19 protein-coding genes are annotated in these 25,732 nt (G+C 71.3%); 15 read left to right on the forward strand and 4 right to left on the reverse strand.

Annotated features, from left to right (window positions below; translation table 11 throughout):
- From ABWI07_RS14885 to ABWI07_RS14900, 4 genes are read left to right on the forward strand one after another with little or no spacing between them, the layout of a single operon-like run.
- On the forward strand, positions 1 to 276 hold the full coding sequence (locus tag ABWI07_RS14885) for an acyl carrier protein (RefSeq protein ID WP_149256980.1): 276 nt from the start codon (positions 1 to 3) through the stop codon (positions 274 to 276).
- Entirely contained in the window at positions 273 to 1,772 is a 1,500-nt protein-coding gene (locus ABWI07_RS14890) for a methyltransferase (RefSeq protein ID WP_200841631.1), read from the forward strand. The genes ABWI07_RS14885 and ABWI07_RS14890 overlap by 4 nt, the downstream gene beginning before the upstream one ends.
- A 55-nt stretch (positions 1,773 to 1,827) precedes the next feature.
- Positions 1,828 to 2,538 carry a TcmI family type II polyketide cyclase gene (locus tag ABWI07_RS14895; RefSeq protein ID WP_353818865.1) on the forward strand — a complete coding sequence of 237 codons (711 nt, stop codon included), beginning with the start codon at positions 1,828 to 1,830 and terminating at the stop codon, positions 2,536 to 2,538.
- Positions 2,535 to 3,692 carry a cytochrome P450 gene (locus ABWI07_RS14900; protein WP_149256978.1) on the forward strand — a complete coding sequence of 386 codons (1,158 nt, stop codon included), beginning with the start codon at positions 2,535 to 2,537 and terminating at the stop codon, positions 3,690 to 3,692. Before ABWI07_RS14895 ends, ABWI07_RS14900 begins: the two co-directional genes overlap by 4 nt.
- Before the next feature lie 24 nt (positions 3,693 to 3,716).
- Here the strand turns inward: ABWI07_RS14900 and ABWI07_RS14905 are convergent, their stop codons facing one another.
- Complete coding sequence (locus ABWI07_RS14905; protein ID WP_353818866.1) at positions 3,717 to 4,721, reverse strand: effector-associated domain 2-containing protein; 1,005 nt, start codon at positions 4,719 to 4,721, stop codon at positions 3,717 to 3,719.
- A gap of 211 nt (positions 4,722 to 4,932) precedes the next feature.
- On the opposite strand from ABWI07_RS14905, the gene ABWI07_RS14910 reads away from it, so the two are divergent.
- The 4 genes from ABWI07_RS14910 (at position 4,933) to ABWI07_RS14925 (ending at position 12,891) form a co-directional block, all read left to right on the forward strand.
- Complete coding sequence (locus tag ABWI07_RS14910; RefSeq protein ID WP_149256976.1) at positions 4,933 to 6,513, forward strand: VMAP-C domain-containing protein; 1,581 nt, start codon at positions 4,933 to 4,935, stop codon at positions 6,511 to 6,513.
- A 170-nt stretch (positions 6,514 to 6,683) separates the two neighbouring features.
- Positions 6,684 to 7,841: an AAA family ATPase gene (locus tag ABWI07_RS14915; protein ID WP_235036495.1), complete on the forward strand. Its 1,158-nt coding sequence runs from the start codon at positions 6,684 to 6,686 to the stop codon at positions 7,839 to 7,841.
- Entirely contained in the window at positions 7,838 to 12,331 is a 4,494-nt protein-coding gene (gene fxsT, locus ABWI07_RS14920; protein WP_353818867.1) for an FxSxx-COOH system tetratricopeptide repeat protein, read from the forward strand. Before ABWI07_RS14915 ends, fxsT begins: the two co-directional genes overlap by 4 nt.
- 350 nt (positions 12,332 to 12,681) lie before the next feature.
- Positions 12,682 to 12,891 carry a DUF397 domain-containing protein gene (locus ABWI07_RS14925; RefSeq protein ID WP_353818868.1) on the forward strand — a complete coding sequence of 70 codons (210 nt, stop codon included), beginning with the start codon at positions 12,682 to 12,684 and terminating at the stop codon, positions 12,889 to 12,891.
- An 87-nt stretch (positions 12,892 to 12,978) separates the two neighbouring features.
- Here the strand turns inward: ABWI07_RS14925 and ABWI07_RS14930 are convergent, their stop codons facing one another.
- Complete coding sequence (locus tag ABWI07_RS14930; RefSeq protein WP_353818869.1) at positions 12,979 to 13,188, reverse strand: DUF397 domain-containing protein; 210 nt, start codon at positions 13,186 to 13,188, stop codon at positions 12,979 to 12,981.
- 1,209 nt (positions 13,189 to 14,397) lie between these two features.
- Between ABWI07_RS14930 and ABWI07_RS14935 the strand changes: the two genes are divergently transcribed.
- Genes ABWI07_RS14935 through ABWI07_RS14955 form a run of 5 tightly spaced genes read left to right on the forward strand, consistent with a single transcriptional unit; the run spans position 14,398 to position 18,993 of the window.
- The gene (locus ABWI07_RS14935) at positions 14,398 to 15,246 is read left to right on the forward strand and encodes an ABC transporter permease (RefSeq protein ID WP_353818871.1); all 849 of its coding nucleotides are present in this window, start codon (positions 14,398 to 14,400) and stop codon (positions 15,244 to 15,246) included.
- Entirely contained in the window at positions 15,243 to 16,079 is an 837-nt protein-coding gene (locus tag ABWI07_RS14940) for an ABC transporter ATP-binding protein (protein WP_353818872.1), read from the forward strand. The genes ABWI07_RS14935 and ABWI07_RS14940 overlap by 4 nt, the downstream gene beginning before the upstream one ends.
- Complete coding sequence (locus ABWI07_RS14945) at positions 16,076 to 17,644, forward strand: FAD-dependent oxidoreductase (RefSeq protein ID WP_353818873.1); 1,569 nt, start codon at positions 16,076 to 16,078, stop codon at positions 17,642 to 17,644. Before ABWI07_RS14940 ends, ABWI07_RS14945 begins: the two co-directional genes overlap by 4 nt.
- Positions 17,641 to 17,985: a 4Fe-4S binding protein gene (locus ABWI07_RS14950; RefSeq protein WP_353818874.1), complete on the forward strand. Its 345-nt coding sequence runs from the start codon at positions 17,641 to 17,643 to the stop codon at positions 17,983 to 17,985. The genes ABWI07_RS14945 and ABWI07_RS14950 overlap by 4 nt, the downstream gene beginning before the upstream one ends.
- A 36-nt stretch (positions 17,986 to 18,021) precedes the next feature.
- Positions 18,022 to 18,993, forward strand: coding sequence for an NrtA/SsuA/CpmA family ABC transporter substrate-binding protein (locus tag ABWI07_RS14955; protein WP_353818875.1), 972 nt, complete (start codon positions 18,022 to 18,024; stop codon positions 18,991 to 18,993).
- Between the two features lie 105 nt (positions 18,994 to 19,098).
- Here ABWI07_RS14955 and ABWI07_RS14960 read toward each other — a convergent pair whose 3' ends face one another.
- Entirely contained in the window at positions 19,099 to 19,530 is a 432-nt protein-coding gene (locus tag ABWI07_RS14960) for a hypothetical protein (protein ID WP_149256972.1), read from the reverse strand.
- 303 nt (positions 19,531 to 19,833) lie between these two features.
- Here ABWI07_RS14960 and ABWI07_RS14965 point away from each other — a divergent pair, with 303 nt between their 5' ends.
- Both ABWI07_RS14965 and ABWI07_RS14970 read left to right on the forward strand, forming a co-directional pair.
- Positions 19,834 to 21,531, forward strand: coding sequence for a helix-turn-helix domain-containing protein (locus tag ABWI07_RS14965; RefSeq protein WP_353818876.1), 1,698 nt, complete (start codon positions 19,834 to 19,836; stop codon positions 21,529 to 21,531).
- 54 nt (positions 21,532 to 21,585) lie between these two features.
- Positions 21,586 to 23,625, forward strand: a complete 2,040-nt coding sequence (locus tag ABWI07_RS14970) for a bifunctional serine/threonine-protein kinase/ABC transporter substrate-binding protein (protein WP_353818877.1) — start codon at positions 21,586 to 21,588, stop codon at positions 23,623 to 23,625.
- 62 nt (positions 23,626 to 23,687) lie between these two features.
- Here ABWI07_RS14970 and ABWI07_RS14975 read toward each other — a convergent pair whose 3' ends face one another.
- Positions 23,688 to 25,607, reverse strand: a complete 1,920-nt coding sequence (locus tag ABWI07_RS14975) for a carboxypeptidase-like regulatory domain-containing protein (protein WP_353818878.1) — start codon at positions 25,605 to 25,607, stop codon at positions 23,688 to 23,690.
- Between the last annotated feature and the right edge of the window lie 125 nt (positions 25,608 to 25,732).

A 25,732-nucleotide genomic window follows, 5' to 3' on the forward strand; every position in this document is an offset into this window, starting at 1 on the left:
ATGGCCCAAGACGGCCCGATAACCCTGACCGACCTGGTGACCGTGCTGCGCGCCTGCGCCGGCGAGGCCGACGGCGTCGACCTCGGCGGCGACATCGCCGACCGGGAGTTCGCCGACCTCGGCTACGACTCCGTCGCGCTGATGGAGGTGTCCGCGCGGATGGCCGAGCGCTTCGGCCTGGAACTCGACGAGGACGCGCTGTCCGACCCCGCGACCCCCGCGGAGATGCTCCGCCGCCTCAACCGGGCCGCGGCCGCGGAGGGGGAGGTGCGATGACCGCGTGCACCGACAACCACATCCTGGTGGACGCCCCCATGGACCTCGTATGGGAGCACACCAACGACGTGGCGGGATGGCCGGAGCTGTTCACCGAGTACGCCGCCGCGGAGATCCTCGAACGGGACGGCGCCTCGGTGACGTTCCGGCTCACCACCCACCCGGACGAGCAGGGCAGGGTCTGGTCGTGGGTGTCGCGGCGCACCCCCGACCCCGAGACGCGGACCGTCCGCGCCCACCGCCTGGAGACCGGGCCGTTCGCGTTCATGAACATCCGCTGGGAGTACCGGCAGCAGCCGGCGGGCGTGCTGATGCGGTGGACGCAGGAGTTCGCGATGAAGCCGGACTCCCCGATCGGCGAGGACGCGATGCGCGACCGCATCAACCGCGGCACCGTCGAGCAGATGGCGCACATCAAGGCGGTCCTGGAGGACCGGGCCCGCGCCCGCGGAGGCGACGGGTCCGGCGGGGACGCCTCCGGCGATCTCCACGCGCGGCGCCTGCTGTACCTGACGTGCGGCATGCGGCTGGCCGCGGTGGTGAGCACGCTGGCGGAACTCGGGGTGGCGGACCTGACGGCGTCCGGACCGCGGTCGGTCACCGACCTGGCCGCGGCCACCGGCACCCTGCCGGACGCGCTCTACCGCCTGCTGCGCTGCGCCGCCTCCGTCGGGATCATGGAAGAACGGCCCGACGGGCGGTTCGCGAGCACCCCCCTCTCCGACGCGCTGCGCGCCGACGACCCCCGCAGCCTGCTGCCGCTCGTCCTGCACAGCGCGCGGCCCTTCGTGACCAAGCCGTTCGGGGCGCTGGCGCACAGCGTCCGCACCGGCGAGCCCGCGACCGTGCCCGCGCTGGGCTCCGACATCTGGCACTACTTCGAGGACAACCCCGAGGACGGCGCCCACTTCGACCGCACCATGACCACCCTCGGCCGCTGGGAGACCGGACGGCACCTGGACGTCGTCGAACCCGAGCGGTTCCGCCGGATCGCCGACCTCGGCGGCGGGCAGGGCCACTTCCTCGCGGCGGCGCTGGAGCGGGCGCCGGACGCGTCGGGCGTGCTGTTCGAACGGCCTGCCGTCGTCGCCGCAGCGGCGGAGGTGCTCGACGCGCAGGGGGTCGCCGAGCGCGTCACCCCGGTCGCCGGGGACTTCTTCACCGATCCGCTGCCGGACGACTGCGACGCCTACGTGCTCAAGGCCGTCCTGCACAACTGGCCGGACGAGCGGGCCGCCGAGCTGCTGACCGCCGTCCGCAAGGCGATCGGTGACCGGGAGGCGCGGCTGTTCATCGTCGAGCACGTGGTGGCGGAGGGCAACGGATGGGACCACGCCAAGTTCCTCGACCTCGACATGCTCGTCCTGTTCGGCGGCCGGGAGCGGCGGCTGGGGGAGTGGCGGCGGCTGCTGGCCCGGTGCGGGTTCGCGCTGGCCAACCGTCCCCCGGAGGGGCGCTGGACCGTTCTCGAATGCCGCACCGAAGAAGCCGCGTGACCGAGTGCGCCGCACCAGCGGCCGGCTCCCGGACCCGATGCCAAGGAGGACGAGCATGCTCCCGTACGCCCCGCCCCCGACCCACCGGGCGGTCATGGTCCGAAAGATCGCGCCCGGCGCCCGGGACGCCGTGGCGGCGGCGTTCCGCGAGCACGACCGCACCGACCTGCCCCGCCGCATCGGCGTCGCGCGCCGGACCCTGCTGACCTACCACGACCTGTACATCCACCTGGTCGAAGGCGACGCGTCGTTCAAGGACGCGCTGTACGCCGCGGCCGGCGATCCGCTGTTCCGCGAGATCGACGCCAGGCTCGCGACGCTGCTCGTCCCCTATGACAAGGACCGCCCGGCCATGCGCCAGGCGCAGGCCGAGGAGTTCTACCACTGGTCGGCCGACCGGCGGCAGGCGACGTACCGGCTGCTGCTGGAGATCCGCATGGACGAGGCGCGCGGCACGGAGTTCGAACGGGTCTGGCACCGGATTTCCGCCGTCGCCGCCCGCCACCCCGGCTGCGTCGCGCAGTCGCTGTCGCGCGACGCCGCGGACCCCGGCACCTACCTCCTGGTCAGCGACTGGACCGACGAGGCGGCCCACACGAGCTTCGTCGAATCGCCCGAGCACCGAGCGGTCGCCGCCACGTTCCGCGACCTGGGCGCCACCGTCCGGGCGACCCGCACGCACATCCGCGACCACGTCGACTCGGACAACCCGTACCGAGAGGAAAGCACCGCCCCGGCGTCGACGGCGGGGCAGGGAGAGCGATGACCGCGGAGACACCGCCCCTGATCGGCGACATCCGCGCGCCGGGCCCGGTCGCGCGCGTGCGGATGCCGTCGGGCGACATCGGGTACGTGGTGACCCGGGCGGCCGAGGCGCAGCACGTCCTGGCCGACCCGGCGTTCAGCAGCGCGGCGTCGTTCCTTCCCCGCACCCCCACCGACGCCGACGGCGACCCGGTCGGCGCCGGCCGCGTCCTGTTCGACATGGACCCGCCCGAGCACACCCGGCTCCGGCGGGTGGTCGCCAAGGCGTTCACCCGCCGCCGCGTCGAGTCGATGCGGGAGGACATCGCGGACGCCGTCGACGGACTGCTGGACGAGATGGCCGCGGGCGGGCAGCCCGCCGACCTGGTCCAGTCGCTCTGCGCGCCGCTGCCGCTCACCGACATCTGCCAGCTGCTCGGCGTCCCCTACAAGGACCGCGCCTCCTTCCGCGCCTGGGCCGAGACGATCGTGTCGGTGCGCGGCCACACCCAGGAGGAGATCGACCGCGTCCGGGCGGCGATCTACGGCTACATCGTCGAACTGGTCGCGGCCAAGCGAGCCGAACCCGCCGACGACCTCCTCAGCGACATGCTGACCGCCCGCGACCGGGAGGACCGGATCACCGAGCGGGAACTGGTCAGCCTCGCCGTCACCCTGCTGATCGCCGGGCACGGCCCCACGATGAACCAGCTCGGCCGCTGCGCGCACGCTCTGCTGACGAGTTCCGGGATGTACGCCGCACTTTGCCGTGACCCGGACCTGGTGGAATCGGCCGTCGAGGAACTGCTGCGGACGGTGCCGTCGGTGCCCGTCCCCACCCCCCGCCTGGCACTCCGGGACGTGGAGGTGGGCGGTGTGACGATCCCCGCCGGAAGCGTGGTCGCGGTGTCGGCGATAGCGGCCAACCACGATCCCGCCGTCTTCACCGAGCCCGAGGTGACGGACCTCGGCCGCACAGACAACAAGCACATCACCTTCGGCCACGGCCCGCACTTCTGCATCGGATCCCACCTGGCCCGAACCGAGCTGCGCACCGCCCTCACCGCCCTGACAAGGCGCTTCCCCGACCTGCGCTTGGCCGTCCCGCCCTCAGCCGTCGAATGGCGCAAAGACTCCCTTTTCCACGGCCCCCTGGAACTCCCCGTGAACTGGTGATTCAGCCGCCTTCACCCTGGGATGTCAGGGGGCGCGGCCGATCAGTCTGGCAACCGCGGCGTCCAGGGCCTGGACCTGTGACGACTCCCCGGCGTAGGCGTGGACGAGCGCGAGGAACTCCTCCAGCCCGCCGGGGAACTCCAGGCACGTGCGGACGATGGAATGGACGTCCAGGTGGGGCTGCGTGCGGCGCGGAATGCGGATCGCGATGTCCTTGCGCAGGTCGTCGACGATCTGCTGGCGGCCCTCGGCCGTCGTCAGCAGCGGAATGTCCATGAGGCGGTCCACGATCTCGAAGAGCCCGGGGGCGCGGGGGCCGTCGGCCTCGTCCGGCAGAGGGCGGGCCTCGGGCCCGGGGGCCGCCGGTCCGCTGCCGTTGGCCGGAAGCGGCCCCACTCGCGCGGGCGTCCCCGCCGATGCCGGCGAGCCCCCGCCGCGAACGCAGAGCCAGGCGGTGGTGTCGGTCTCCTTGAGGTGCACGCCGATCGGACTGAACTCCGTGGGGTCGATGGCGCCGCGGCCATGCTGGATCACCGCGCCGAAGAACTCGTCGGACGCGAGGACCCCCAGGTCGGCCGGTACGGCGGCGAGGGCCTCCTTGAAGGACGGCGCGTCCAGGAGCCGGCTGACGTGGTTGACGGTGGTGCCGACCATGCCGTTGTCATCGGTTTCGAGCGGCCCGCTGTGCAGCGCGATCCGCAGCCGCATCCGCGCGTGCTCCGCCGCGAGTTCGTTGTGCCTGCGGAGGGCGCCGCGCAGGTGGTCGGGCAGCGGGTGGACGAGGCGGGCCGGGTCGCAGGACGGCGGCAGCACGACGATGGCCCCGTCGCCGCGATCCTCCCGGTAGCAGTCCTCGAAGGGCAGGCCCGACGCCTCGAAACAGTTCCGCAGGGCCTTGTAGAGGACCTCCCGCAGATGGCTCTGGACGTGGTCGGGGCGTTTGCCGAAACCGATGATGTCGCAGACGAAGAGCGTGCAATGGCCGGTCGGGGTCCACCCGGTCCCCGCTTCTCCGGAGCCGTTCCGCATGACCTCTGATGCCCCTTGAAGTTGGATTGCCCCCAACTGTGCACGCATCGTGCTCGCTCCGGCAAGTACCGTGCCGAGCGGCCGTGCCGGTGAATGGGCGCCGTTGCGGTTGTGTGGTAAATCCCATTGTGTCCGGCGACGCAGAACTACCGGATGATCGCGGCCTACATTGACTGGCGGAACGGCCGAGGGGCGGGAAGGCAGACGGCGCATGGCGGACGAGGAGACGAGGTCACCGGCCCTGGTGCCGCAGACGGCGATGTCCTTGGGGCATGCGCAGGAGCAGATCCGCACGGAGCCGTCCACCGCCGACATCGTCGCGCTGCTCACTGACATACCGGATATGCGGGAGGCGGGCGGGCGCTCCATCGTCGTGCATTACATCAGCGAGCACGTGCGCGCGCCGCTGCTGCTGCCGGACCATCCGCAGCCGAGGTATTACCTCTACAACCTCGTCCTCGCCTGCCGGGAAATTCCCGACGGGCTGCAGTTGCTGGTCCGCGCGGTCGAGTTCGTGGCCGGCCCGACCGCGGCCGTGGCGCGGCTCAAGCGCATGATGAGCCCCGTCCGCGCCCACTTGGAACCGGTCGTCGAGACCCAGATCGAGGACCTGCTGACCGGCCTGCGGATACGGTCCCTCACCCGGCTCTATGTGGCCGCCACCGGGAACAGCATCGCCACCGTCCCGTTCCGGCTCACCGACGCATGGGACGCGTTCTCAGCCCTCCTCGACCACAACACGGCTCCCGGCAAACCCTCGCCGCACCTCATATTCGTCGCGATGCTGCTGCAGACCATGCAGACACGGCAGTCGGCGGGAAACGCCGGGACCGAGGAGGCATGGCGGCTCAAAAGGCTGCGCGAGTGGCTGGCGATGCAGACGGAGCAGCTGCGCGGCGACGGCAACGTCGCGCAGGCCGATTACCTCGACCGGATGCGGGACCGTTCCGGGGCGCTCGCGACGCGCGCCGACAAGCCCATCTACCTCATCATCCAGCTCGAACCGCTGCCGGACCTCGTCGGGGACGAGATGATGTGCCGGCTCTCGCACTGGCGGCAGATACACCCGCTCGAATGGCGCCCCGAGCCGGGGGAGGACCGGGTGGTCCCGCTGAGCGCGGTGCGCGAGCACGTCGGCGACCTGATCCACGAGGCCGAGCGCGGCTGGGCCTACGAGCTCGACGACTCCCTGGTGCTGGAGTTCGTGCTGCCGCTGCACATGATCAATCTCGATGTGGACCAGTGGACGCGTGACGTCTCCGAGATGCCCGATCCGCCCCCGCTCGGCGCGGAGTACGAGATCCTCGTCCGGTGCCAGGAGAGGCTGCGCGAGCTCGGGATTCACCGCGCCTGGCGGCAGCGCTGGCAGGTGCTCGTCGAGGCCGTCGACGGCGTCACCTACTGGGCCGCTCCGGGGGAGCCCGCCCACCCGCGTCCTATGGGCGATCGGCTGCTGAGCAGCCGGGAGATCGTCGCGTGCGTGCTGAGCGGCCCGCCCGATCGCGAGCCGGGCCGGAGCGAACTCTGGAAGGCGCTGCGTGCGGGAGTGCCCGTGGTGCTCTGGCACCGGGCGGATCAGCTCGCTCCGGAAACGCGGGAGGCGGTGCGGCAGGTCGTCGACCGTCCCGACATCAGGGGCCTGCCCACCGACATCAAACGGCTGCGGGGAAACGCGCCGCCCTCGGAGGTCCATAATGGTCGCTCCGCCTTGGAGGTGACCCTCCTATGGGACGACCCGAACCACTTCTTGGACGATGCCCGTGCTCTGCGGGCCCCGGCATCCCGGACGTGACAGTCAGCGCGAGGCGACCGATAAACGGTCGCGGCCGTCCGCGTCCTTCAAAGCCTTGCGAAGGGTCGCCGCAAAGGGGATGCTCGACCTAAGGTGGCCTTCACCGGTTCTGCCCGAGTTCGAACCTCCATCGCAAGGACCCATAGCCACATCAGAAGGGGACATCGTCGATGGCCGCTGACGAGCCGCCCGAGGTCCCTCACCCTCGTGACGCGCCCATGCCCGCCGGCCCGGGAGACGCCGCAAAGGACGCCCGTGCCGCGTGGTGGATCTATCGCGGCAACGGGCGCCCCCTGCCGGCCGGACGGTTCGCCGCGGCACTGCCTCCGCCGCCCCCCTGGCGCGCCTTCGACGGCGGGCCCCCGCTCCCGCCTCCGCCCGACGACGAGCGCGACCTCGTCCGCCGGCTCGGCCCCGTGAGCGCGCGGCCGCGGCTGGCCGACCCCGCGGAGGTCGACGCCGTCAACGCCGCGCTGTTCCTGCGGCGGCCGCTTCTGGTCACCGGTGAGCCGGGCGTCGGGAAGTCCACCCTCGCCTACCGGATCACCCGCGAGCTGGGGCTCGGCCGGGTGCTGCGCTGGCCCATCGGCAGCCGGAGCACGCTGCGCGACGGACTCTACGAGTACGACGCGATCGGCAGGGCGCAGGACGCCGCGACGGGCCGCAGGAGGCTCGCGGGCCAGGCCGGGGACTTACCGGAAGCGCAGGTCGAGGATGATCCGACCGTCGCCGCTCTGACCGACGCCGGAGTGGGGCACTACCTCAGGCTCGGCCCGCTGGGCACCGCGCTGCTGCCTTACGAGCTGCCCCGCGTGCTTCTCATCGACGAACTCGACAAAAGCGACATAGACCTACCGAACGACCTTCTCGACGTTTTAGAGGAGGGCGAATACGGAATCACCGAACTCTCCCGCATCAGTGCCCGCGAACCCGTGGTGAGAGTCCACACCGCCGATCCGGACGGGACGGCGGAAATCGCGCGCGGAAACGTGCGTTGCCGCGCGTTTCCCATCGTGGTCATCACCAGCAACGGCGAGCGCGAGTTCCCGCCCGCTTTCCTGCGCCGGTGCCTGCAGTTCTCGATGAAAGAGCCCGACGAGACCCGGCTCGCCGATATGGTGGCGGCGCACTTCGCCGAGCGCTCCGACGAACGCACCCGGCGGCTGGTGCGCAGTTTCCTGGAGCACCGCAGGAGCCACCGCGGGCTCGCCGCCGACCAGTTGCTCAATGCCGTCTACCTCGCGGCCTCCGGCGCGCGGGATCCGGACCCCGGCTGGGAACGGCTTCTGGATCTGATCTGGCAACGGTTGGAAGTGGCGCCTGAGTGAGCGAACGGATCGGAGACCGAGCGGCGCAGGGCGCGGGACGTTCCGACGCCCCGGCCGGTCCTCCCGTTTGGCACGAGGTCTCCGACGCCATCTGGCTGGCCGCGCAGATGAACGCGGCCGCCCTCGCGGCGGGCCGCGAAGGCGGCGACGCCGCCCGGCGCGCACCTCGGGCCGAGCCCCCGCGGGCGCCCGGCGGCGGATCCCCTGACGCCGATCGCGCCGGCCCTGCGGAGGGCGACTCCCGGAACGGGGCTTCGCGCGACACCTCCGGCCGCACGGCCCCGCCGACGCCGCCCGCGATCAGGACGCCGCCGGCGACGCGTAACGGAGTGGCGGCCGGTCCACCGGCCCCTCGGCCGCATCGAGGGCCGGGCCAAAACGGACATGGCGCGCCCGCGCCTTTTCCCTTCCCCGTGCGGAGCGATCCGTTCACCGGAGTACGGCCGCTGGCCGACCGCCGCCGCCTCGAACAGGCGCTGCGCCCCTTCAAACGGGCGGTCGCATCCCGCCGGGGCGAACTGGAGCTGGACGACGAGGCGACCGCGATCCGCGCGGCCGAGGACGGGCTCTGGCTGCCCCAGACACGGCCCGTCCCCGAACGCTGGCTCGATCTCGACGTCGTCGTGGACGACGGGCGCCTGGCCGCGCTCAACCGGCCGACGACCGATCGGTTCATCGAATGCCTCGGGGCCGTCGGCGCCTTCGGAATGATCCGTACGCACCTGCTCGACACCGACGCCTCCGGGACGGCGCCGCTGGCGCTGCGCGAGCCGGGACCGCTGGCCGCGGCGCGCGATCCCGCGGGGCTCGCCTCCCGGGGCCGCCGTGACCGGCGGCTCATCCTGGTGCTGACGGACGGGATCGGAGACGCCTGGCACTCGGGGGCCGCGCAGCGCCTGCTGGCCGGGTGGGGGCGGCACGCCCCGATCGTGGTGATCAATCTGCTCGCCCGGCGCCAGTGGCGGCGCACGGGTCTCGCCACCCGGCCGGCCAAGCTCTACACGGCGGCGCCCGCGATCGCCAACCGCCTCTACCGCGTGTGCTACCCCGCGCCGCCGCTCGGCGGTGACCCGGGGACCGCGGCGCCGCAGGCGGACCGTGCGCAGGTCCACGTGCCCGTGATCGAGCTGGAGCCCGGCCAGCTCGCCGGCTGGGCGGCGTTCGCCGCGGCGCGCCGCAGCGACTGGCACGGCGCGGTCGCCGTCTGCGGAGCGCCCCCGGAGCCCTCTCCGGCCGTGGATATGGCGGACATGCCGGAGTTTCCGGCCACGGAGGCGTCGGCGCCCGAGATCGTCCGGCGGTTCCGCGCGGCGGTCAGCCCGACCGTGTACGCCCTGGCGGTGCACCTGGCCGCGGCACCGCTGAACGCTCCCGTCATGCGGCTCGTCCAGCGCACCATGCTCCCGGAGTCGCGGCCCTCGGACCTGGTCGAACTGGTCGGAAGCGGGCTGCTGCACCGGGTCCGGCCCGAGCCCGGGCCGGAGGCGGACGCGCGGGAAGAGGTCGTCTTCGACTTCGCTCCGGGCATCCGCGACGAGCTCCTCGCCGGAGGGCGCCGTTCCGACACGACACGGGTGCTGACCACGGTGGCTCGGCATCTGGGCGACCGCGTCGCCGGACTCCGCGAGTTGACCGACCTGGTCACCGCGCCGGAGCGGGATGAAATGCCGGAGTTGACCGCCGAACTCGTGCCGTTCGCCGTTCCGGTCCTCCATGCGCTCCGAGCGCTTGCGGGGCCTTATCTGAGACCTGCCAGTGTTCTGGACGCCAAACTGCACGGCAAGGTGCTGGACGCAAAGCTCCACGCCAAGTTTGACCCCTATTATGGAAAAAAGGATAGAGTCGTACGGGATGCGGGAAGGACTGGCTCCATGCAGTCGCTGGATATTGCCGCTCTCGACGAGCTCACCGGAACTGAGGATACTCTCAAGCCCCCCCACCTTGGAGTCGGTGTGACAGTTCGAGATATCCCGGAGAAAGTTGGGCGCAAGGCGGGCGAGCCGCCGCCCGTCTGGGGTAACGTACCTCCCCAGAATATCAGCTTCACCGGGCGAGAAGAGCTGCTGGAGCAGCTGCATGAGCGTCTTTCGATGGGCACGACCGCGGTCCTGCCCCAGGCGTTGCACGGAATGGGTGGAGTCGGCAAATCCCAGATAGCCATTGAGTATGTGTACCGCCATATGGCGGATTATGATGTGATCTGGTGGATCAGATCGGAACGGCCCGGTCAGATCCAGCAGGACCTCGCCGAACTGGCCGCCGAACTCGACCTTCCGGTCAGCCAGGAGGTCAACGTCGCGGTACCGGCCGTCCGCGAGGCGTTGCGCCTCGGCCGCCCCTACCGCAATTGGCTGCTGGTCTTCGACAACGCCGAGGAACTGCAGGACGTCAGGGACTTCTTCCCGACCAACGGCCCGGGCAAGATCCTCGTCACCTCCCGCAACCAGGAGTGGACCAAGGTCGCCAACTCGCTCGAAGTGGACGTGTTCGCCCGGGATGAGAGCAAGGCGCTGCTCCGCCTCCGGGGGCCCGAGCTGGCCGACGCCGAGGCGGACGAGCTCGCGGAGGTGCTCGGCGACCTTCCGCTGGCGATCGCCCAGGCCGGAGTCTGGCTCGCCGAGACGGGTATGCCGGTCGACGAGTATCTGCAGCTCTTCCGGGAGAAGCACGAGAAGGCGACCGAACTGCTGGCGGACGCCGCGCTGGTGGCCAACGAGCTGCCGGTCGCCGCCGCCTGGAACGTCTCGCTGGACCGGCTGCGGACGAGTGACCCCGCGGCGCTGCAACTCCTCCAGGTCTGCGCGTTCTTCGCGCCGGAGCCGATCTCGCTGCGGATGCTGTCAGGCGCGCGCAACGTCGAAGGTCCTCCCGAGCTGGTCGAGGCCCTGGGCGATCCGGTCAGGCGAGGGCGTGCGATCCGTGCGATCAACCGGTACGCGCTGGCCAGGATCAGCCACAAGCACAACACGATCATGTTGCACCGGCTGGTGCAGCGGGTCCTCGTCGGCCAGATCCCCGCAGGGGACGCGGAGGAACTCCGCCGGTGCGGGTACCAGCTGATGGCCAACTTCGACCCGCGCGACCCGGCCCTGCCGGCCAACTGGCGGCGCTACGCGGACCTGCTGCCCCACATCCACTACTCGGGCATCGTCGGCTTCGACGACCCCTGGACGCGCCGGCTCGTCCTCAACGAGATCGACTTCCTTTTCCAGTGGGGCGACCACCGCGGCTTCCTCGAACTGGCGGAGACCGCGGTCAAGACCTGGACGGAGACGCTGGGCGAGGGGAACGAGCAGACGCAGGAGGCCATGCTCCACCTCGGCCGCGCCCTCCGCCTGCAGGGTCGGTTCGAGGAGGCGTACGGCCATCACGTCCGGGTCCGCGACCTGCGTGCCGAAGAGTACGGGGTGGACGACGAGCGCACGATCGAGGCGCAGCGCTTCGTTACGGCGGACCTGCGCTACCTGGGGCAGTTCAAGCAGGCGCTCGAATACGACAAGCGCTCCTTCGAGGCGCTGCGCCGCATGTACGGCGAGGACGACCCGATCACGCTGCAGCAGGCGCATCTCTACGCCATCAGCCTCCGCCTCAACGGTGATTTCCGTGCGGCGCTCAATGTCGACCGGCAGACGTACGGGCACCTGATGAACATCTTCGGGGAGAACCACACCCGCACGTTGTCGTCATTGGCGGCGATCGCCGTGGACGAGATGGAGCTGGGCAACTTCGACGTGGCGCGGGAGCTGACGAGGCAGAACGCGCAGCGTCTCGAGTCCGCCTTCGGCAGCAGCTTCGCCGGTCTCGCGGAGAGCCTGACGGCGTTCTCCGTCATGGAGCGCAAAGCGGGTGACCACGAACGCGCACTCGGCCTCTCCACCGAGGCGCTCGAACGCTACAACGAGCGCTACGGGGGGTATCACCCCGGCTCGATCTCAGCCGCTCTGAACCACGCGGTGAACCTGCGCCAGGTCGGCCGGCTCGCCGACTCGATCCACCTCGCGCGGGTGACGGCGGAGAACTTCCTGCAGATGTTCGGGCCCGAGCACCCCAACACACCGAGCGCGAACATCAACCTCGCGGTCGCCCTCCGGCTGAACGGGCAGTTCGAAGAGGCCAAGAAGCTGGACGAGACGGCGCTGGACATCCTGAACCGGGTTCTCGGTTCTGATCATCCGCGCAGCATCGTCTGTGCGATCAACCTGGCCAGCGACCACTACGCGATCGGCAATTTCCAAGAGGCCATGGAGAGGGACCGGCGGACCCTGGAGCGGGCGCAGCGCGTCCTCAGCGAGGAGCATCCCACCGCGCTCGCATGCATGTTCAACCTCGGGCTCGATCTACGCGCCCTGGGCGATGAGCAGGAGGCCGACGCGTTGACGGCGCGGGCCATCGACGGCATGCGCAGGGTGCACGGACCTCAGCATCCGGCCACCGCGGCCGCTCAAGAGGGAGTTCGTGCGGACTGCGATATCTATCCGATTCCGGTCTGACGGAAACCGAACAGGGGGCCGGAACTGCAGGCGCGTTCCGGTCCCCTGAGTCTGGCTCGGGACTGTTTCAATGTCAGTCGGACTGGGTAAGAATAATGCTCGACGCGACGCCCGGATGATGGGCGTTGGGATGTAATTCTCCGGATCTGGACACGACTATGCTCCCCGCGTATAGTGGGGGAGCAAATTTTGTATGCCCGCACAGATTGTTTATCTTCGGTAATTGTCGGCGATCACGTGAGCGTCGCGGGAATCCAGCCGATCCGGCCGCCGAGGGATCGGGCTCGCGGACAGCGCCGTCCTCTCTCACCGAGAACCACCGCGATGCTCCCCCGAGGACGGAAGAGGTAATGGGCGGTCAAGGAGACTGGGACAAGGCGTCTTGGCGCAAGAGTAAGAGATCCGGCTCGGACACAGGGTGCGTCTCCCTTGCCGCTTCCGCGTCCTACGGAGCCATTCGGGATACCAAGGAGCCTCAGCGGACGACCATCGTCCTACCCAAGGCCGTCTTACGCGGGATGTTGGACGAGATCAAGCGCGGAGCTTTTGACCTGCGGTGATGTGGTCGCTCTGTCGGTTGGAGGCGCGGCGGTCGCCGGTACGCTCGCGAGGTCCACTGCGGGATCCGCGCCTCCGCCTCCGTCTGCTCAGGCTTGGAAGCCGTCGGACTTGACCGCTTCCATGAACGCGCGCCAGGAGGCCATGGACAGCGACAGCCGCGGGCCCTCCGGGTCCTTGGAGTCGCGGATGGCGCGGGTGCTGCCGATCGACGCCACTTCCACGCACACCGCGAGGTCGGGGTCGCTGCTCCGGCTGCTCTTTCTCCAGACGGGCGCGGGCGCATTAGGATGACTCATGCGTAAATGCTCCTTGTGAAGAACTCCGGCGCCACCGGCAAGCGCGAAAGGGCATGCCCGGGCGGCGCTTGACCAGATTAATCTATCGTATGGAACCTGCTATTCGGAACGGCCGAATCGTGAGGCTGTGGTGATATCGGCATTCTCGGGCAAGAAGTAGTTCAGTGTCTGGTGTTGCGTGGCAAGGTGGAGATGTCTGATGAAATGAAAATCTCCAATCCTGTGCGGGGCGGTCTGCGGCACGCTCGGCGGGGCTGGAGGGAACGGTGACCCGCGGCATCGCGTCGCTGCTGGGCGAGGAATCCTGTCAGGGCGGACCGAGGAGGGGCGGGCGGTCGCCGCGCTGGGATCGGCGGTACGAGTGGTCGCAGCCGGTCGGCCAGGGCGAATCCCTGCCGTAGACAGCAGCGGATTGATTCTTCATGGCCGCCGACGACTGGGGAAGCGCATTTCATAAGTCTGAACGGGAGCCGCGTCCATCCCAGGTGCCAGGTGTATCGCAAAAGCGCCGCGCTACGAAAAAAATCCTTGGCGAATCGGACACCGGCCGCAGAAAGTGACTGGGAAGCCGCCGACCGCGATCGGCGGACTCTGACCTGGGCGAGCATCCATAGAGGAACTCTCCGATCAGGAATTCGACGGCGTCAGGGGCCGGGGCATCGGCCCGGGCGGCGGGGCGGCCTTGCGCTGATGCCGGTGCGGTCCGGTGCCTTGCTGGTTCGTGATCGCCTACGCCGTGCCGCAGGAGGGTTGCGCACGGGGGCCTGTGTGAGATCGCGGCGTGTGCTCCGTAACGGACATCTGGGCGGACTGTCCGTAGAGGTGTTGTCACGGTGCGTCTGCACTGAGGTTCGCGAGCGCTGTGATCTGCGTAACTGTGAGGACGAGCGGTGACGGGGGAGCGTCTTCATGTATTCCCAGGTAAAACGGTAGGTTTTATCGGGAAACGTGCTGGCTGCGGGTGTCTTCGCAGGTGGTGGGGGATTCTTGGGGGGTTCCCAGGGGCGGGGGGCGCGTGCATGCTGTGGGCATGAACGCAGCGGAGGTCCTGGTGGCGAGGCGCCACGTCGACCTTCTTCGCGTGTGCAGCGCGTCCTGTTGAGCCGCTTTTTCGTGCGCCGACGCCACTGACCGGCGAACACCCTCTTCTTCTTTCGGCCGCCCTCCCTGTGCCGCCTTCCTTCCGTTCCCCTCTTCCGGAGGTGCCCCATGTCCACCGACCTGCTCGATCCACCCCGCTCGGCGATTCCCGCGGCGGTGCCGCCCGAGATCGCCGCACGTTCCGGGGCCGTGCTGCTGTCCCTGCTGCGGCGGGCCCGCAAGGTCAGCGGCCTCGTCGCCGTCCTCGCGCTGTGGGAGGCCGGCGCCCGCGCGGGCTGGCTGGGCAGCACGACGCCTCCGCCCAGCGACGTCGCCGTCCGCGGCTGGGAGATGGCGTCGTCCGGGGAGCTGTTCAAGAACCTCGGGGTCTCCCTGGCGCGGGTTCTGAAGGGCCTGGCTGTCGGGCTGCCGGCGGGGCTCGTCCTCGGCCTGCTCTCCGGGCTGTTCAGGATCAGCGAGGACGTCATCGACGCGCCGGTCCAGGCGGTCCGGATGCTGCCGCACCTCGCGCTGGTGCCGCTGTTCATCATCTGGTTCGGGATCGGTGAGACGTCCAAGGTCGGCCTGATCGCGGTCGGCGTCGTGTTCCCGCTCTACATCAACGTGTTCCACGGCATCCGCGGCGTGGACGAGCGGCTGGTGGAGTCGGCCCGGACCTGCGGGCTCGGCCGCCTCGGCCTCGTCCGGAAGGTGATCCTGCCCGGCGCGCTCCCGCAGATCCTCGTCGGCCTGCGCCTGTCGCTCGGTGTCGCGTGGCTGACGCTCGTCGTCGTGGAGCAGTCCGCGACGGCCAGCGGCATCGGCTTCGTCATCAACCAGGCCACCCAGTTCCTGCAGATGGACACGGTCTTCCTGGTGCTCGTGGTCTACGCGCTGCTCGGCGTCTCGACGGACCTGCTGGTGCGGCTCATCGAGCGGCGCGCCCTGGCGTGGCGCAGGGGACTGGTGGCGCGATGACGACGACGGTGGCGAGGGGAGTGCGCGTCCGCGGACTCAGGCGGGTGTTCGGCGAGCGCACCGTCCTGGACGGGGTGGACCTCGACATCGCGCCCGGTGAGTTCGTCGCGCTGCTCGGTGCCAGCGGCTCCGGGAAGAGCACGCTGCTGCGCGCGCTGGCCGGGCTGGACGGCGAGGGGAGCGGCGAGATCAGCGTCCCCGGAAAGCGCGCCGTCGTCTACCAGGAGCACCGCCTGCTCCCGTGGAGCCGGGTGTGGGACAACGTCGTCCTCGGCCTGCGGGGACGCGACCTCCGCAAGCGGGCCGAGGCTGCGCTGGCCGAGGTCGGGTTGACCGCCCGCGCCGACGCGTGGCCGCTCACCCTGTCCGGCGGCGAGTCGCAGCGCGTCGCGCTGGCCCGGGCGCTGGTGCGGACGCCCGACCTGCTCCTGCTCGACGAGCCGTTCGGGGCGCTGGACGCGCTCACCAGGCTCAACGCCCAGGCGCTCGTCGCCGGCCTGTGGGCCGAGCACCGGCCCGCGGTCCTGCTGGTCACCCACGACGTCGAGGAGGCGCTCCTGCTCGCCGACCGCGCACTGCTGCTCGCGGACGGTCGCATCGAGCGGGAGTACGCCGTCCTTCCCCAGCCCCGGTCGCTGGACGATCCGGGGTTCATCGCGCTGCGGCGCGACCTGCTGGACGGGCTCGGAGCGCGAACCGTCCTCCAGCCCCCACCCGCCGCCGTTCAACCGACGAGCTCCGCTCGACCGACCGTCCTCCAGCCCCCACCCGCCGCCATTCAACCGACGAGCTCCGCTCGACAGACCCGCGCGACTGCCAAGGAGGCATCATGACCGACCTGACCGCCGACGTGCTCGTCGCGGGCGGCGGCCCCGCCGGAGCGTGGGCCGCGATCAAGGCGGCGGAGGCCGGCGCCGACGTCGTCCTCGCCGACAAGGGGTACCTCGGGACGAGCGGCGCGACGGCGTCGGCCGGGACCGGCGTCTGGTACGTCGAGCCGGACCCGGAGGCCCGGGAGGCCGCGATGGCCAGCCGCGAGGGCCTGGGCGGCTACCTTGCCGACCGCGGGTGGATGGCCCGCGTCCTCGACCAGACCTACGCGAACATGAACGAGCTGGCCGAGATCTCCAGGTACCCGTTCCCGGTGGACGAGAACGGCCGCCAGATCCGGCGCGGCCTGCAAGGGCCGGAGTACATGCGGCGGATGCGTGTGCGGGTCCGCCGGTCGGGGATCCGGGTCCTCGACCACAGCCCCATCACCGAGCTGCTCGCGGACGACGCCGGCGCCGTCGCCGGTGCCGCCGGCTACCAACTGCGGGACGACCGGCCGTTCCAGGTGCGGGCGGGAGCGGTCGTGCTCGCCACCGGCGGGTGCGCCTTCCTCAGCAAGGCGCTGGGCTGCGACGTCAACACCGGGGACGGTGCGCTGTTCGCGGCGGAGGCGGGCGCGGAGATGTCCGGAATGGAGTTCTCCAACGCCTACGCGATCGCCCCGGCCTTCACGTCCGTGACCAAGACGGCGTTCTACTCGTTCGCCACCTTCTACCACGCGGACGGGACGGTCCTGGAAGGCGCGGGCAGCCGGCGGGGGAGGTCGGTGATCGCCCGGACGCTGCTCAGCGAACCCGTGCTGTGCCGCATCGACCGGGCCACGCCCGACCAGCAGCGGGCGATGCGGCTGGCGCAGGCGAACTTCTTCCTCCCGTTCGACCGCCAGGGCATCGACCCGTTCACGGACCTGTTCCCCGTCACGCTGCTGGCCGAGGGGACCGTCCGCGGCACCGGCGGCATCCGGATCACCGGGGCCGACTGCTCGACCGCGGTGGCCGGCCTGTACGCGGCCGGGGACGCCGCCACCCGCGAGCTGGTCTGCGGCGGCTTCACCGGCGGCGGCAGCCACAACGCCGCGTGGGCGATGTCGTCCGGCACCTGGGCCGGGCAGGGCGCCGCCCGGTACGCCGCCGGGCTCGGCGGACGCGCCGGGACGCGGACCGTGCACGCCCTCGGCGAGGCGGGCGTCAGGCCGGCGGGCCACGCGTCCGGCGGGCACGCCGACTACGTCGCCGCCGTCCAGGCCGAGGTGCTGCCCTACGACAAGAACCTGCTGCGGCACGGCGACCGCATCGCCCCGGCGCTGGACGTCCTGGACCGGACGTGGCGCGAACTGCGCGGCACGCTCCGCGAGGAGGGCGGCGGGGTCGTCCGGGCGCGGTCGGCCGCCGCGATGACCGCGCACGCCCGCTGGATGTACGGGGCCGCGCTCACCCGCACCGAGACGCGGGGCATGCACAAGCGCCAGGACCTGCCGGACCAGGACCCGGCCCAGCACCACCGGCTCGTCACCGGCGGCCTGGACGAGGTCTGGACGCGTCCGGAGACCGCGGCGGTGGAGTCGTGATCGAGCTCGTCTCGCGGGAGCGGTGCATCGCCTGCGACAAGTGCGTCGACGTCTGCCCGACGAACGTCTTCGACCGCGGCCCGGACGGCATCGCCGTCATCGCCCGGCAGAGCGACTGCCAGACCTGCTTCATGTGCGAGGCGTACTGCCCGGTCGACGCCCTGTTCGTCGACCCGCGCTCGCACGCGCTGCCCGAGCCGCCCGACGAGGCGGCGCTCGCCGCGGACGGGACGCTCGGCGCCTACCGCGCGCAGATCGGCTGGGGCCGGGGGCGCACCCCGGGCGCCAGGCTCGCGATCGGCCCGTCCCTGGGCCGGCCGGGCGCACCCCTCACCTCCTGAACCCCGCGACAAGAGATCATTGTGAAAGGCGACAACGTGAGACTTCCCAGAGTTCTGGCCGCCGGCCTCCTCGTCCTCGCCGCGGCGGCGTGCGGCTCGTCCGAGGCCGACAGCGGCTCCGGGACGCTCCGCATCGGAGTGATCGGGGCTGGGGCCGGCAACAAGCTGACCCGCGCCGTCGGGTTCCTCGACCAGCGGGGCGAACTGCTGCCGGAGCTGAAGGCCGCCGGCATCACGAAGATCAAGGTCGCGACGTTCCCCAACGGCCCCGACCTGAACCAGGCCCTCGCCGGCGGCTCCCTCGACATCGGCCAGTACGGGGACACCCCCGCGCTCATCGGCAGGGGGCAGGGCCTGCCGACCCGCCTGCTGTCGCTCAACTCGATCCGCCTGGACGCCGCGATCGTCGCGAAGAAGGACGGTGGTCCCGCGTCCCTCAAGGACCTGGAGGGCAAGCGCATCGGCGTCCAGACCGGCTCCTACATCCACCGCTACCTGCTCGGCGCGCTGGAGCAGGCCGGGGTGCGGCCGAAGGAGATCATCCACATGTACACGCCGGCGATCATCGCGGCGCTGGAGAAGAACTCGATCGACGCGGGCGGCCTGGTCGCCGCGGACCAGGCCGCGCAGGAGCAGAAGGGCTACAAGTCGATCGACGTCGCGTCCCGGGACCATCCGGACCTGCTCGGCACGTCCGTCACCGTCGTGACGGAGAAGTACCTGGCCGGGCACGAGGACATCGTCCGGGTGTGGCAGAAGGCCGAGGCCAAGGCCGCGCAGGCGGCCAAGGCCGACTGGCCCGGCTACACCGCGTACGTGGCCGGGACCGGCGGGTACGCCGCCGACATCTCGGTCAAGACGACGCTGAAGGACCAGCTGCCCGACGAGCCCTTCCCCGCCGAGGGGCTGAAGCTGCTGGAAAGCACCAAGACGTTCCTCGTCCAGCAGGCGCTCATCAAGAAGGACTACACGCTCGACTCCTGGCTGGCGCCCGGGGCGAGGCCGTGAAACGAGCGGGAAGAGCGCCCCGCCGTCGACCTTCGAGGTCTGACCGGCCGCCGCGCCGGCGGTTTCGGGGCGCTCCTCCCGCCTCGTCTCAGGCCCGGTGCGGGCCTAGTAGGTGATGTAGATGTGGGAGAAGGCCACCGCGTTCCACGCGCGGAACTGGGGCGTGAAGGCATTGTTGCCGATGGGGACCTGGCACACCCCGCCTCCCGAGCCGCACTTGACCCAGTAGGCCTGCCCCCGGGTGTTGTACGTCTTCACCTGGAGGGCGGCGTACTTGTGGGTCGCGGTCCACCGGAAGCTGTGCCAGGCGCCGGGGTATCCGATGAGCCCGCACGAGCCCTTGGAGTAGGTCCAGCGCTTGGGGGTGGCGGGGAGATTGCCGCCGCACCGGCCCTTCGCGGCGGACGCCGTGGCAGGCGCCGCGACGGTCGTCTCCGGCGCGGCCGCCGAGGCCGAGTCGATGGGGCTCAGTGCCCCGGCGGCCGCCAGTGCCAGGCTGGAACCCAGCACGATGGTCTTCTTCAAGGTCGCTGACATCGCTTCCTCCTTGAGGCGGCTCCGGCATGAGCTGAAAGCCTCGGCGTTGACCGGAGCCGCGGAACGGAATCGCCGATGCCCTCAACGTGGCCCGCGGCCGCCGTCGTGTGCACCCGCCCGGCGTCCCGTGGGATCCCATGGGACGCGGGACGGTCCTGATCTGCGACGGCGCCACGGGGGTCGGCGGCCGCCGGGACGAGGTGGACGCCCGTTGCTTTGACGGTCCGCTCCGGTACGCTCACTGTGGGCAGCGACGTGGACCAACCGCCCGGCCGTGGCGCCGGAGGTCGGCGAGGAGTCGGAGTGAACGGGACGGAAGACCTGTCACCGGACCAGGCCTTAGCCGCGGGGCTGAAACGACTCAAAGCCGAATCGGGCTTGAGTTTCGGGAGGCTCGCGGCCCGCACGAACTACAGCGCGTCCTCTCTCGAGCGCTATGTCAACGGCAAGGCGTTGCCGCCGCGCGGCGCCGTTGGAGCGCTGGCCGCGGTCTGCGGAGGCGACGCGCGAAGCCTGCTGACGCTGCTGGAACAGGCGGAGCAGGGGCACGGGCAGCGGATGGCCGAGGGGAAACGGACCGTCGATCCCGGCGCCCCCTCCCCGCTGCAAGGGGAGTGCGAGCGCCTGGCCCGGGCCGTCGTGGCCAGGGAGAGCCGGGTGCGGCACCGTCTGCTGCGGGGGTTCCCGGCCCCCTTGGTCACCTTCGAGGCCGCCGGGTCATGGCGGAGCGGGCCATCCCAGGGGCCCGGGGACGACGCCCCCGGCGGAGATTCCTCGTCGGTCGGGTCGTTCTTCTCCGCCCTGTCGTGCCGGCGGTTGGCGATCGTCGGTGAGCAGGACTCAGGCAAGACCCTCCTGGGGATCGAGTTGGTCCTCCAGTTGGCGGCTCCGCTGGTCGATCCCGAGCAGGAGCCACCCCGGGTCCCCATGGTCGCGCTGCGGCTGCCGGGGACGGACTGGCGTCCGGGGCTCGGCGTGGAGGAGTGGCTGGTCGACCATCTGGTCACGGAGCTGAACACCGAGCCGGACACCGCCGCCGAACTCGTGGCCGCCCGCCACGTGCTGCCGGTCGTGGACGGGCTCGACCTGCTCGACGACGCCCCTCCGGCGCCGCCGCGCAACGCCGCGGCCCTGGTGGCCGCACTCGACCGCTGGGCCGACGTCACCGGCAGGGGCCCCGGCGCGCTGGTGGTGGTCTGCTCAGACGAGCGCACCCGCCAGTTGGAGCGGCTCGGCGCGTCCCTCGACGCGACGACCAAGGTCGGCGTCCGGCCGCTCCGCACCACCCAGATCCATCGCTTCCTGCACCGGAAGATCCCGGCAGGGCACCCCGCGGCGGCTCTGCGGGAGGCCCTGCTGAAGGTGTTCGCCACCTCCAAGACGACCGGGGCGGGGGCCGCGCTGCGACGGCCCTGGCGTCTGCTGCTCGTGGGCGCCTCCATCGCCGCCCGCACCTCGCCATCGGAAGCCGGGGAGCCCGAAGCGGCCGCCGCGCTGCCGAGCGACCGGGAGCTGCTGCGGGTGCAGATCGACCTGGCCACCCGCGCGGACGCCGAGAACGGTCGTCCGACCTACGACCCCGACCGCGTGTACGCGTGGCTGATGAACATCGCGGCCCAAGCCGACCGCGACGGCACCGCCACCGTCGACCCCCGCGGTCTGGGGCGCATCGCCGGTCTGCGGCGCTTCGGGCTCACCCTGTTCGTGATCGCGTTCGCCCTGGGCGCGGCCGCCGGCGCGGCGGTGACGCCCGCGGCCGGCCCGGCGGTCGGATCACTGGCCGCATCGGTCGTCGCCGGAGCGTTCGTGCTGTGTGCGCTCTGCGCGCCACCGCTCCGGTGCCGCGTCGGCCTCCTCGCGGCCTTCTGGGGCCGGCTCTTGCCTCTGGGAGTGAACAGATTCCTTCGCTGGTGCGGCGAGGCGGGGCTGCTCAGAGTCACCGGCTCGATGTACCAGCTCCGCCACCACGGGCTCAACGTCCACGACTCGGTCCGACCATGAACCCGCCGCCGACCGACCCCCCGCCTGCCCACGATCCGCACGTCTGGGACACCCATGGAACTGCCCCCGGGAGTAGAACCGCTTCGCCCGTCCGATCCCGGTGCCGTCGGCGCCTACCGGATCCTCGGCGTCATCGGGGAAGGCGGCATGGGGGTGGTGTACCTCGCCCGCCACGACGGTGAACCCGTCGCGCCGCTGGTGGCGTTGAAGCTGGTGCACCCGCGGCATGCCGACGATCCGGGGTTCCGCGACCGGTTCCGCGACGAGGTCGCCAACGCCCGCCGCGTCTCCCCTTTCTGCACCGCCCAGGTGCTCGACCAGGGCCAGTTCGGGCTTCGGCCGTACATGGTGACCGAGTACATCCAGGGGATCTCGCTCGCCAGGCGGCTGGGGGAGCAGGGGCCTCTGCCGCCCGCCGAGCTCCAGGGCGTGGCCGCCGGAGTCGCGGCCGCCCTGAGCGCCATCCACGCCGCGGGCCTGGTGCACCGGGACCTCAAGCCGGCCAACGTGCTGCTGTCCATGGCGGGCCCGCGCGTGATCGATTTCGGCATCGCCCGCGCACTGGACGAGAAGGGCGGCCGAACCGAGCACGGGCTGGTCATCGGGACCCCGGGGTGGATCGCCCCCGAGCGCCTGAGCGGGAGATCAGGTCCCGCGGGCGACGTCTGGGCCTGGGGTTGCCTGGTCGCCTACGCCGCGACCGGGCGGCACCCCTTCGACGAGGGCCCGGGACGGGACCGCACCAGAACACCTTCGCTGGGCCTGCTGCCGCCGCCACTGGACGAGCTGGTCCCCGCAGCACTGGCCGCCGACCCCAGGCGACGGCCGACCGCGAGGCGACTGGTGGACCGGCTGCATTCCTCTCCTGCGAGACCGTCCGGTGAGCGGCCGAACGGCCGGTCCCGGCTCCGCCGCCGGGGGGTGGTCATCGGGCTCACGGCGCTGGGGACGGCGGCGGTGCTCGCCGGAGGAACGCTGGCGGTCGTCGCGATCGGCGACTCGCCGCCGGACGAGGTCAAGGTCGGGTTCCTGGGCGCTCTCAGCGGTGAGTACTCGACGCTCGTGGCCAACGCCCGGAACGGGACGCTGATGGCGATCGAGGAGCGCAACCGCGAGCGGCCGGGCCCCAAGGTCACGTTGACGTCCTACGACACCGGTGCGGGCGTGGCCCGGCTCCGGAAGTCGGTGGACCTGGTCAAGAAGATCGACGAGGACCGCGTGGCCGCGGTGATCGGGTCGCCCTTCTCCGACGAGTCGGCCCGGGCGGGGGAGGCGCTCGACGCGGACGGGATCCCCGCCGTGTCGCCCTCGGCGACCGATCCGGAGCTGACGTCGAAGGGTTGGAGGTACTGGCATCGCACCATCGCCCCCAGCACCCGCCAGGCCACGGGGATCGCCGACCTGCTCGGCCGCGCGTTTCCGCGAAGCAAGGCCTTCATCGCCTACGAGGACGACACCGCCTACCGCGTTCCGGCCGAGGACGCCCGGATCGCGTTCGAACGGTATGGGCTGCCGGTGGAGTCCGCTGCGTTCGTCGGTGAGACAGCCGACTCCACCGCTCGGCGCATCGCCGAGGCGCGCGCGAAGATCGTCCTGTACTTGGGTGGAGCCACCTCAGGGCAGCGGTTGATGGACGCGATCAGGAAACGGAAGGCCAGGCCCCTGCTCGCGGGCGACGACGAATCACTGGGCCTGCGCGGACGCGGCATCGAGGGGCCCGATGCCGAGGGAATGGTGATCGGCTGCACCTGCCTCCTGCCTTACCGCGGTCCAGGGCTGACCCTGGAGATGGAGAAGTTCAGGGAGCGGTACCGTGCCCGATTCGGCGCGGAACCGGGCTTCTATTCGGTCGAGGGCTACATGGCCGCGCAGACGGTCCTGGCCGCGGTCAAGGCGGGGAGGACCGGTCGCGACCAGATCAACTCCTATCTCGGCTCCGCCCAGGTGCCGGTACTGGGGAGGACGGTCAAGTTCGACGCGCGGGGAGACCTCGCCGACCCGCCGGTCTACGTCTACCGCCGCAAACGCGGAACCATCGAACTCCTGGGAGACTCCCGCTCCGTGCCGCCCACCGCGGTGCGGACCCCCGCCTGAGCCGCCCCTCCGGAGCGAGACCGGTGGGGCGCGCGCCATGCGCGTCCCACCGGTGGTGGATCTCAGCCGGTCGAGGGACGGGTCGACGCCGGTTTGAAGCCGCCGGCCGTGGCGGTGACCTTCGGGCTGCCGGCGGGGACGTAGGCCACGCCGTCCGCGTCGGTGGTGACCGTTCCGGACGCGGTGGAGACCGCGGCGCCGCGGACGGGACGGGGGGTCGGGTCCTGGGGGACGGTCGCGGTGACGCGGACCCGCACGGTTCCGGCAGGCGACCGGCCGCCGGTGGCGACCGCCAGCGGCGGCTGGTGGATGCCCGGGCAGTCGGCCTGGGTGGGGACGCCCGAGAGGCGGCGTCCGTTGATCTCGCTCTCCACGGTGCCGGTGAACTTCGCGGGCGGCCGGACGGTGAGCGAGCCGCGCAGGTGGCCGTGGTTCCGGCCGGTGGCCTTGAGGTCGGCCTTCCACGTGGCGATCGCGGCCGACAATGGGGTCGTCAGCGACTCGGTGCCGGTGACGAAGCTGCGGCCGTCGTCGGAGTAGCGGTCGTACCGGACGCTCCACGATCCGGCCAGGAAGGTGCCGGTGAAGGTCAGGCGGGCGGTGCCGCCCTTGGCCCCGTGGACGGTCCGGTCGCGGATCTGGCGTGACGCCACGCCCCGGTACTTCAGATAGGGAACGGTCGACTTGGACAGGTCCAGGGTGTCCAGGTCGACCACCGGGGTGGGCTTGACGGGCTTGCGCGTGGGGAAGCGCAGCGTCCGGACACGTATCTCGGGATCGTCGTCCTTGCCGCCGGTCGTGGAGGTCACGTGCTCTTCGGCGATGACCGCGCGGGTGCCGTCGGGGAACCATGCCCAGGAGCGGATGGCCCAGTCGTCGGCGGTGACGATCGGCTGGCCGCCGTAGGTGCCGCGCTGGCCGGCGCGGTCCATCAGCCACCGCTCGTTCATGCAGCGGCGGTTGTTCCACAGCCCGACCCGGCCGATCTGGGCGAAGGCCGCCATGTCGATGAACGGCGGGCGCTGGAGCTGCGTGAACACCTCCATGCGGTCCAGGCCGCGGGCCGAGGTGTAGGCGAGCCACCGGTCGTCGGGGGTCGGGTCGATCATCTCGTTGTAGTCGAGGTCGGTGGTGAGCCGGCGGCGCTGCCCGGTGGCCATGTCGAGCGCGACCATGTCGTAGTTGAGGGCGGTGAGGGTCGTGCCGGTCTTCAGGGTGCGCCCGCCGTCCATCCACTGGCCGGCCTCGTAGTAGGCGCCGGCCGCGGCCCAGTCGGCGGGGTCGTCGCCGAGCCGGAAGGCGGGGTTCACGACGCGGGGCTCGACCACGTGGTAGCCGTCGGGGCGGCGCACCAGGCGGCCGATCGTCATCCTGGGGCCTTCGAGGGTGCGGACCTCGGTCCAGCGGATGTGCTTGCCGTCGGGGTGGATCTGGGTCGCGCGGTTCTGGGCGCCCTCCTTCAGCCCGGGGATGGGGAAGCGGACGGGCCGGGTCGTGCCGGTGCGACAGTCGTAGACGCTCGGCTTGCATTCCAGCACTTCGTACTGGACGTCGCCGATGCCGCCGCTGGAGCCTCCGGCGCCGGAGTCGTCGGGAACCTTCTCGACCCACAGGCGCTTGCCGTCGGGGAACACCTCCTTGCCGCGAGCGGTCTTCAGCTTCCCGCAGGTGACGCAGCTGAACCCGGTCCCGTCGGTGTTCATCGCGGCGACCTGCTGGGACCCCTGGTAGACGACGCTCAGGATCAGGTGCCGCCCGTCCGGGGCGAGAGTGACGCCCTGGGAGGAGGTCAGCTTCACCCCCGCGGGCAGCGGCACGTCCCGTTCGACCTCGAACGGCTCCAGCGGCGGGGTGGCGGAGTTCTGCGGAGCGGCGGCGGCGAGCGACACCGGGCGGTCGGGCGCCAGGCCGTTCACGGCGGCGACGGCGAGCAGCGCGCCGGTGGCCGCGGCGGCTCCCAGCACCATGCCGCCGGTCCTCACGGATCGTATGGTCCTCATGGCCGCTCACCCCAGCAGGGCCGGATGAGAATCGGTCGTGAGAAGCTCCGGAAACGCGCATGAGCGGGCGCGGGGGAACTCACACGGAACTCCCATCGCGTTGCCGA

This window comes from Actinomadura sp. NPDC000600 (genome assembly GCF_040492135.1).
Lineage (GTDB): Bacteria > Actinomycetota > Actinomycetes > Streptosporangiales > Streptosporangiaceae > Spirillospora.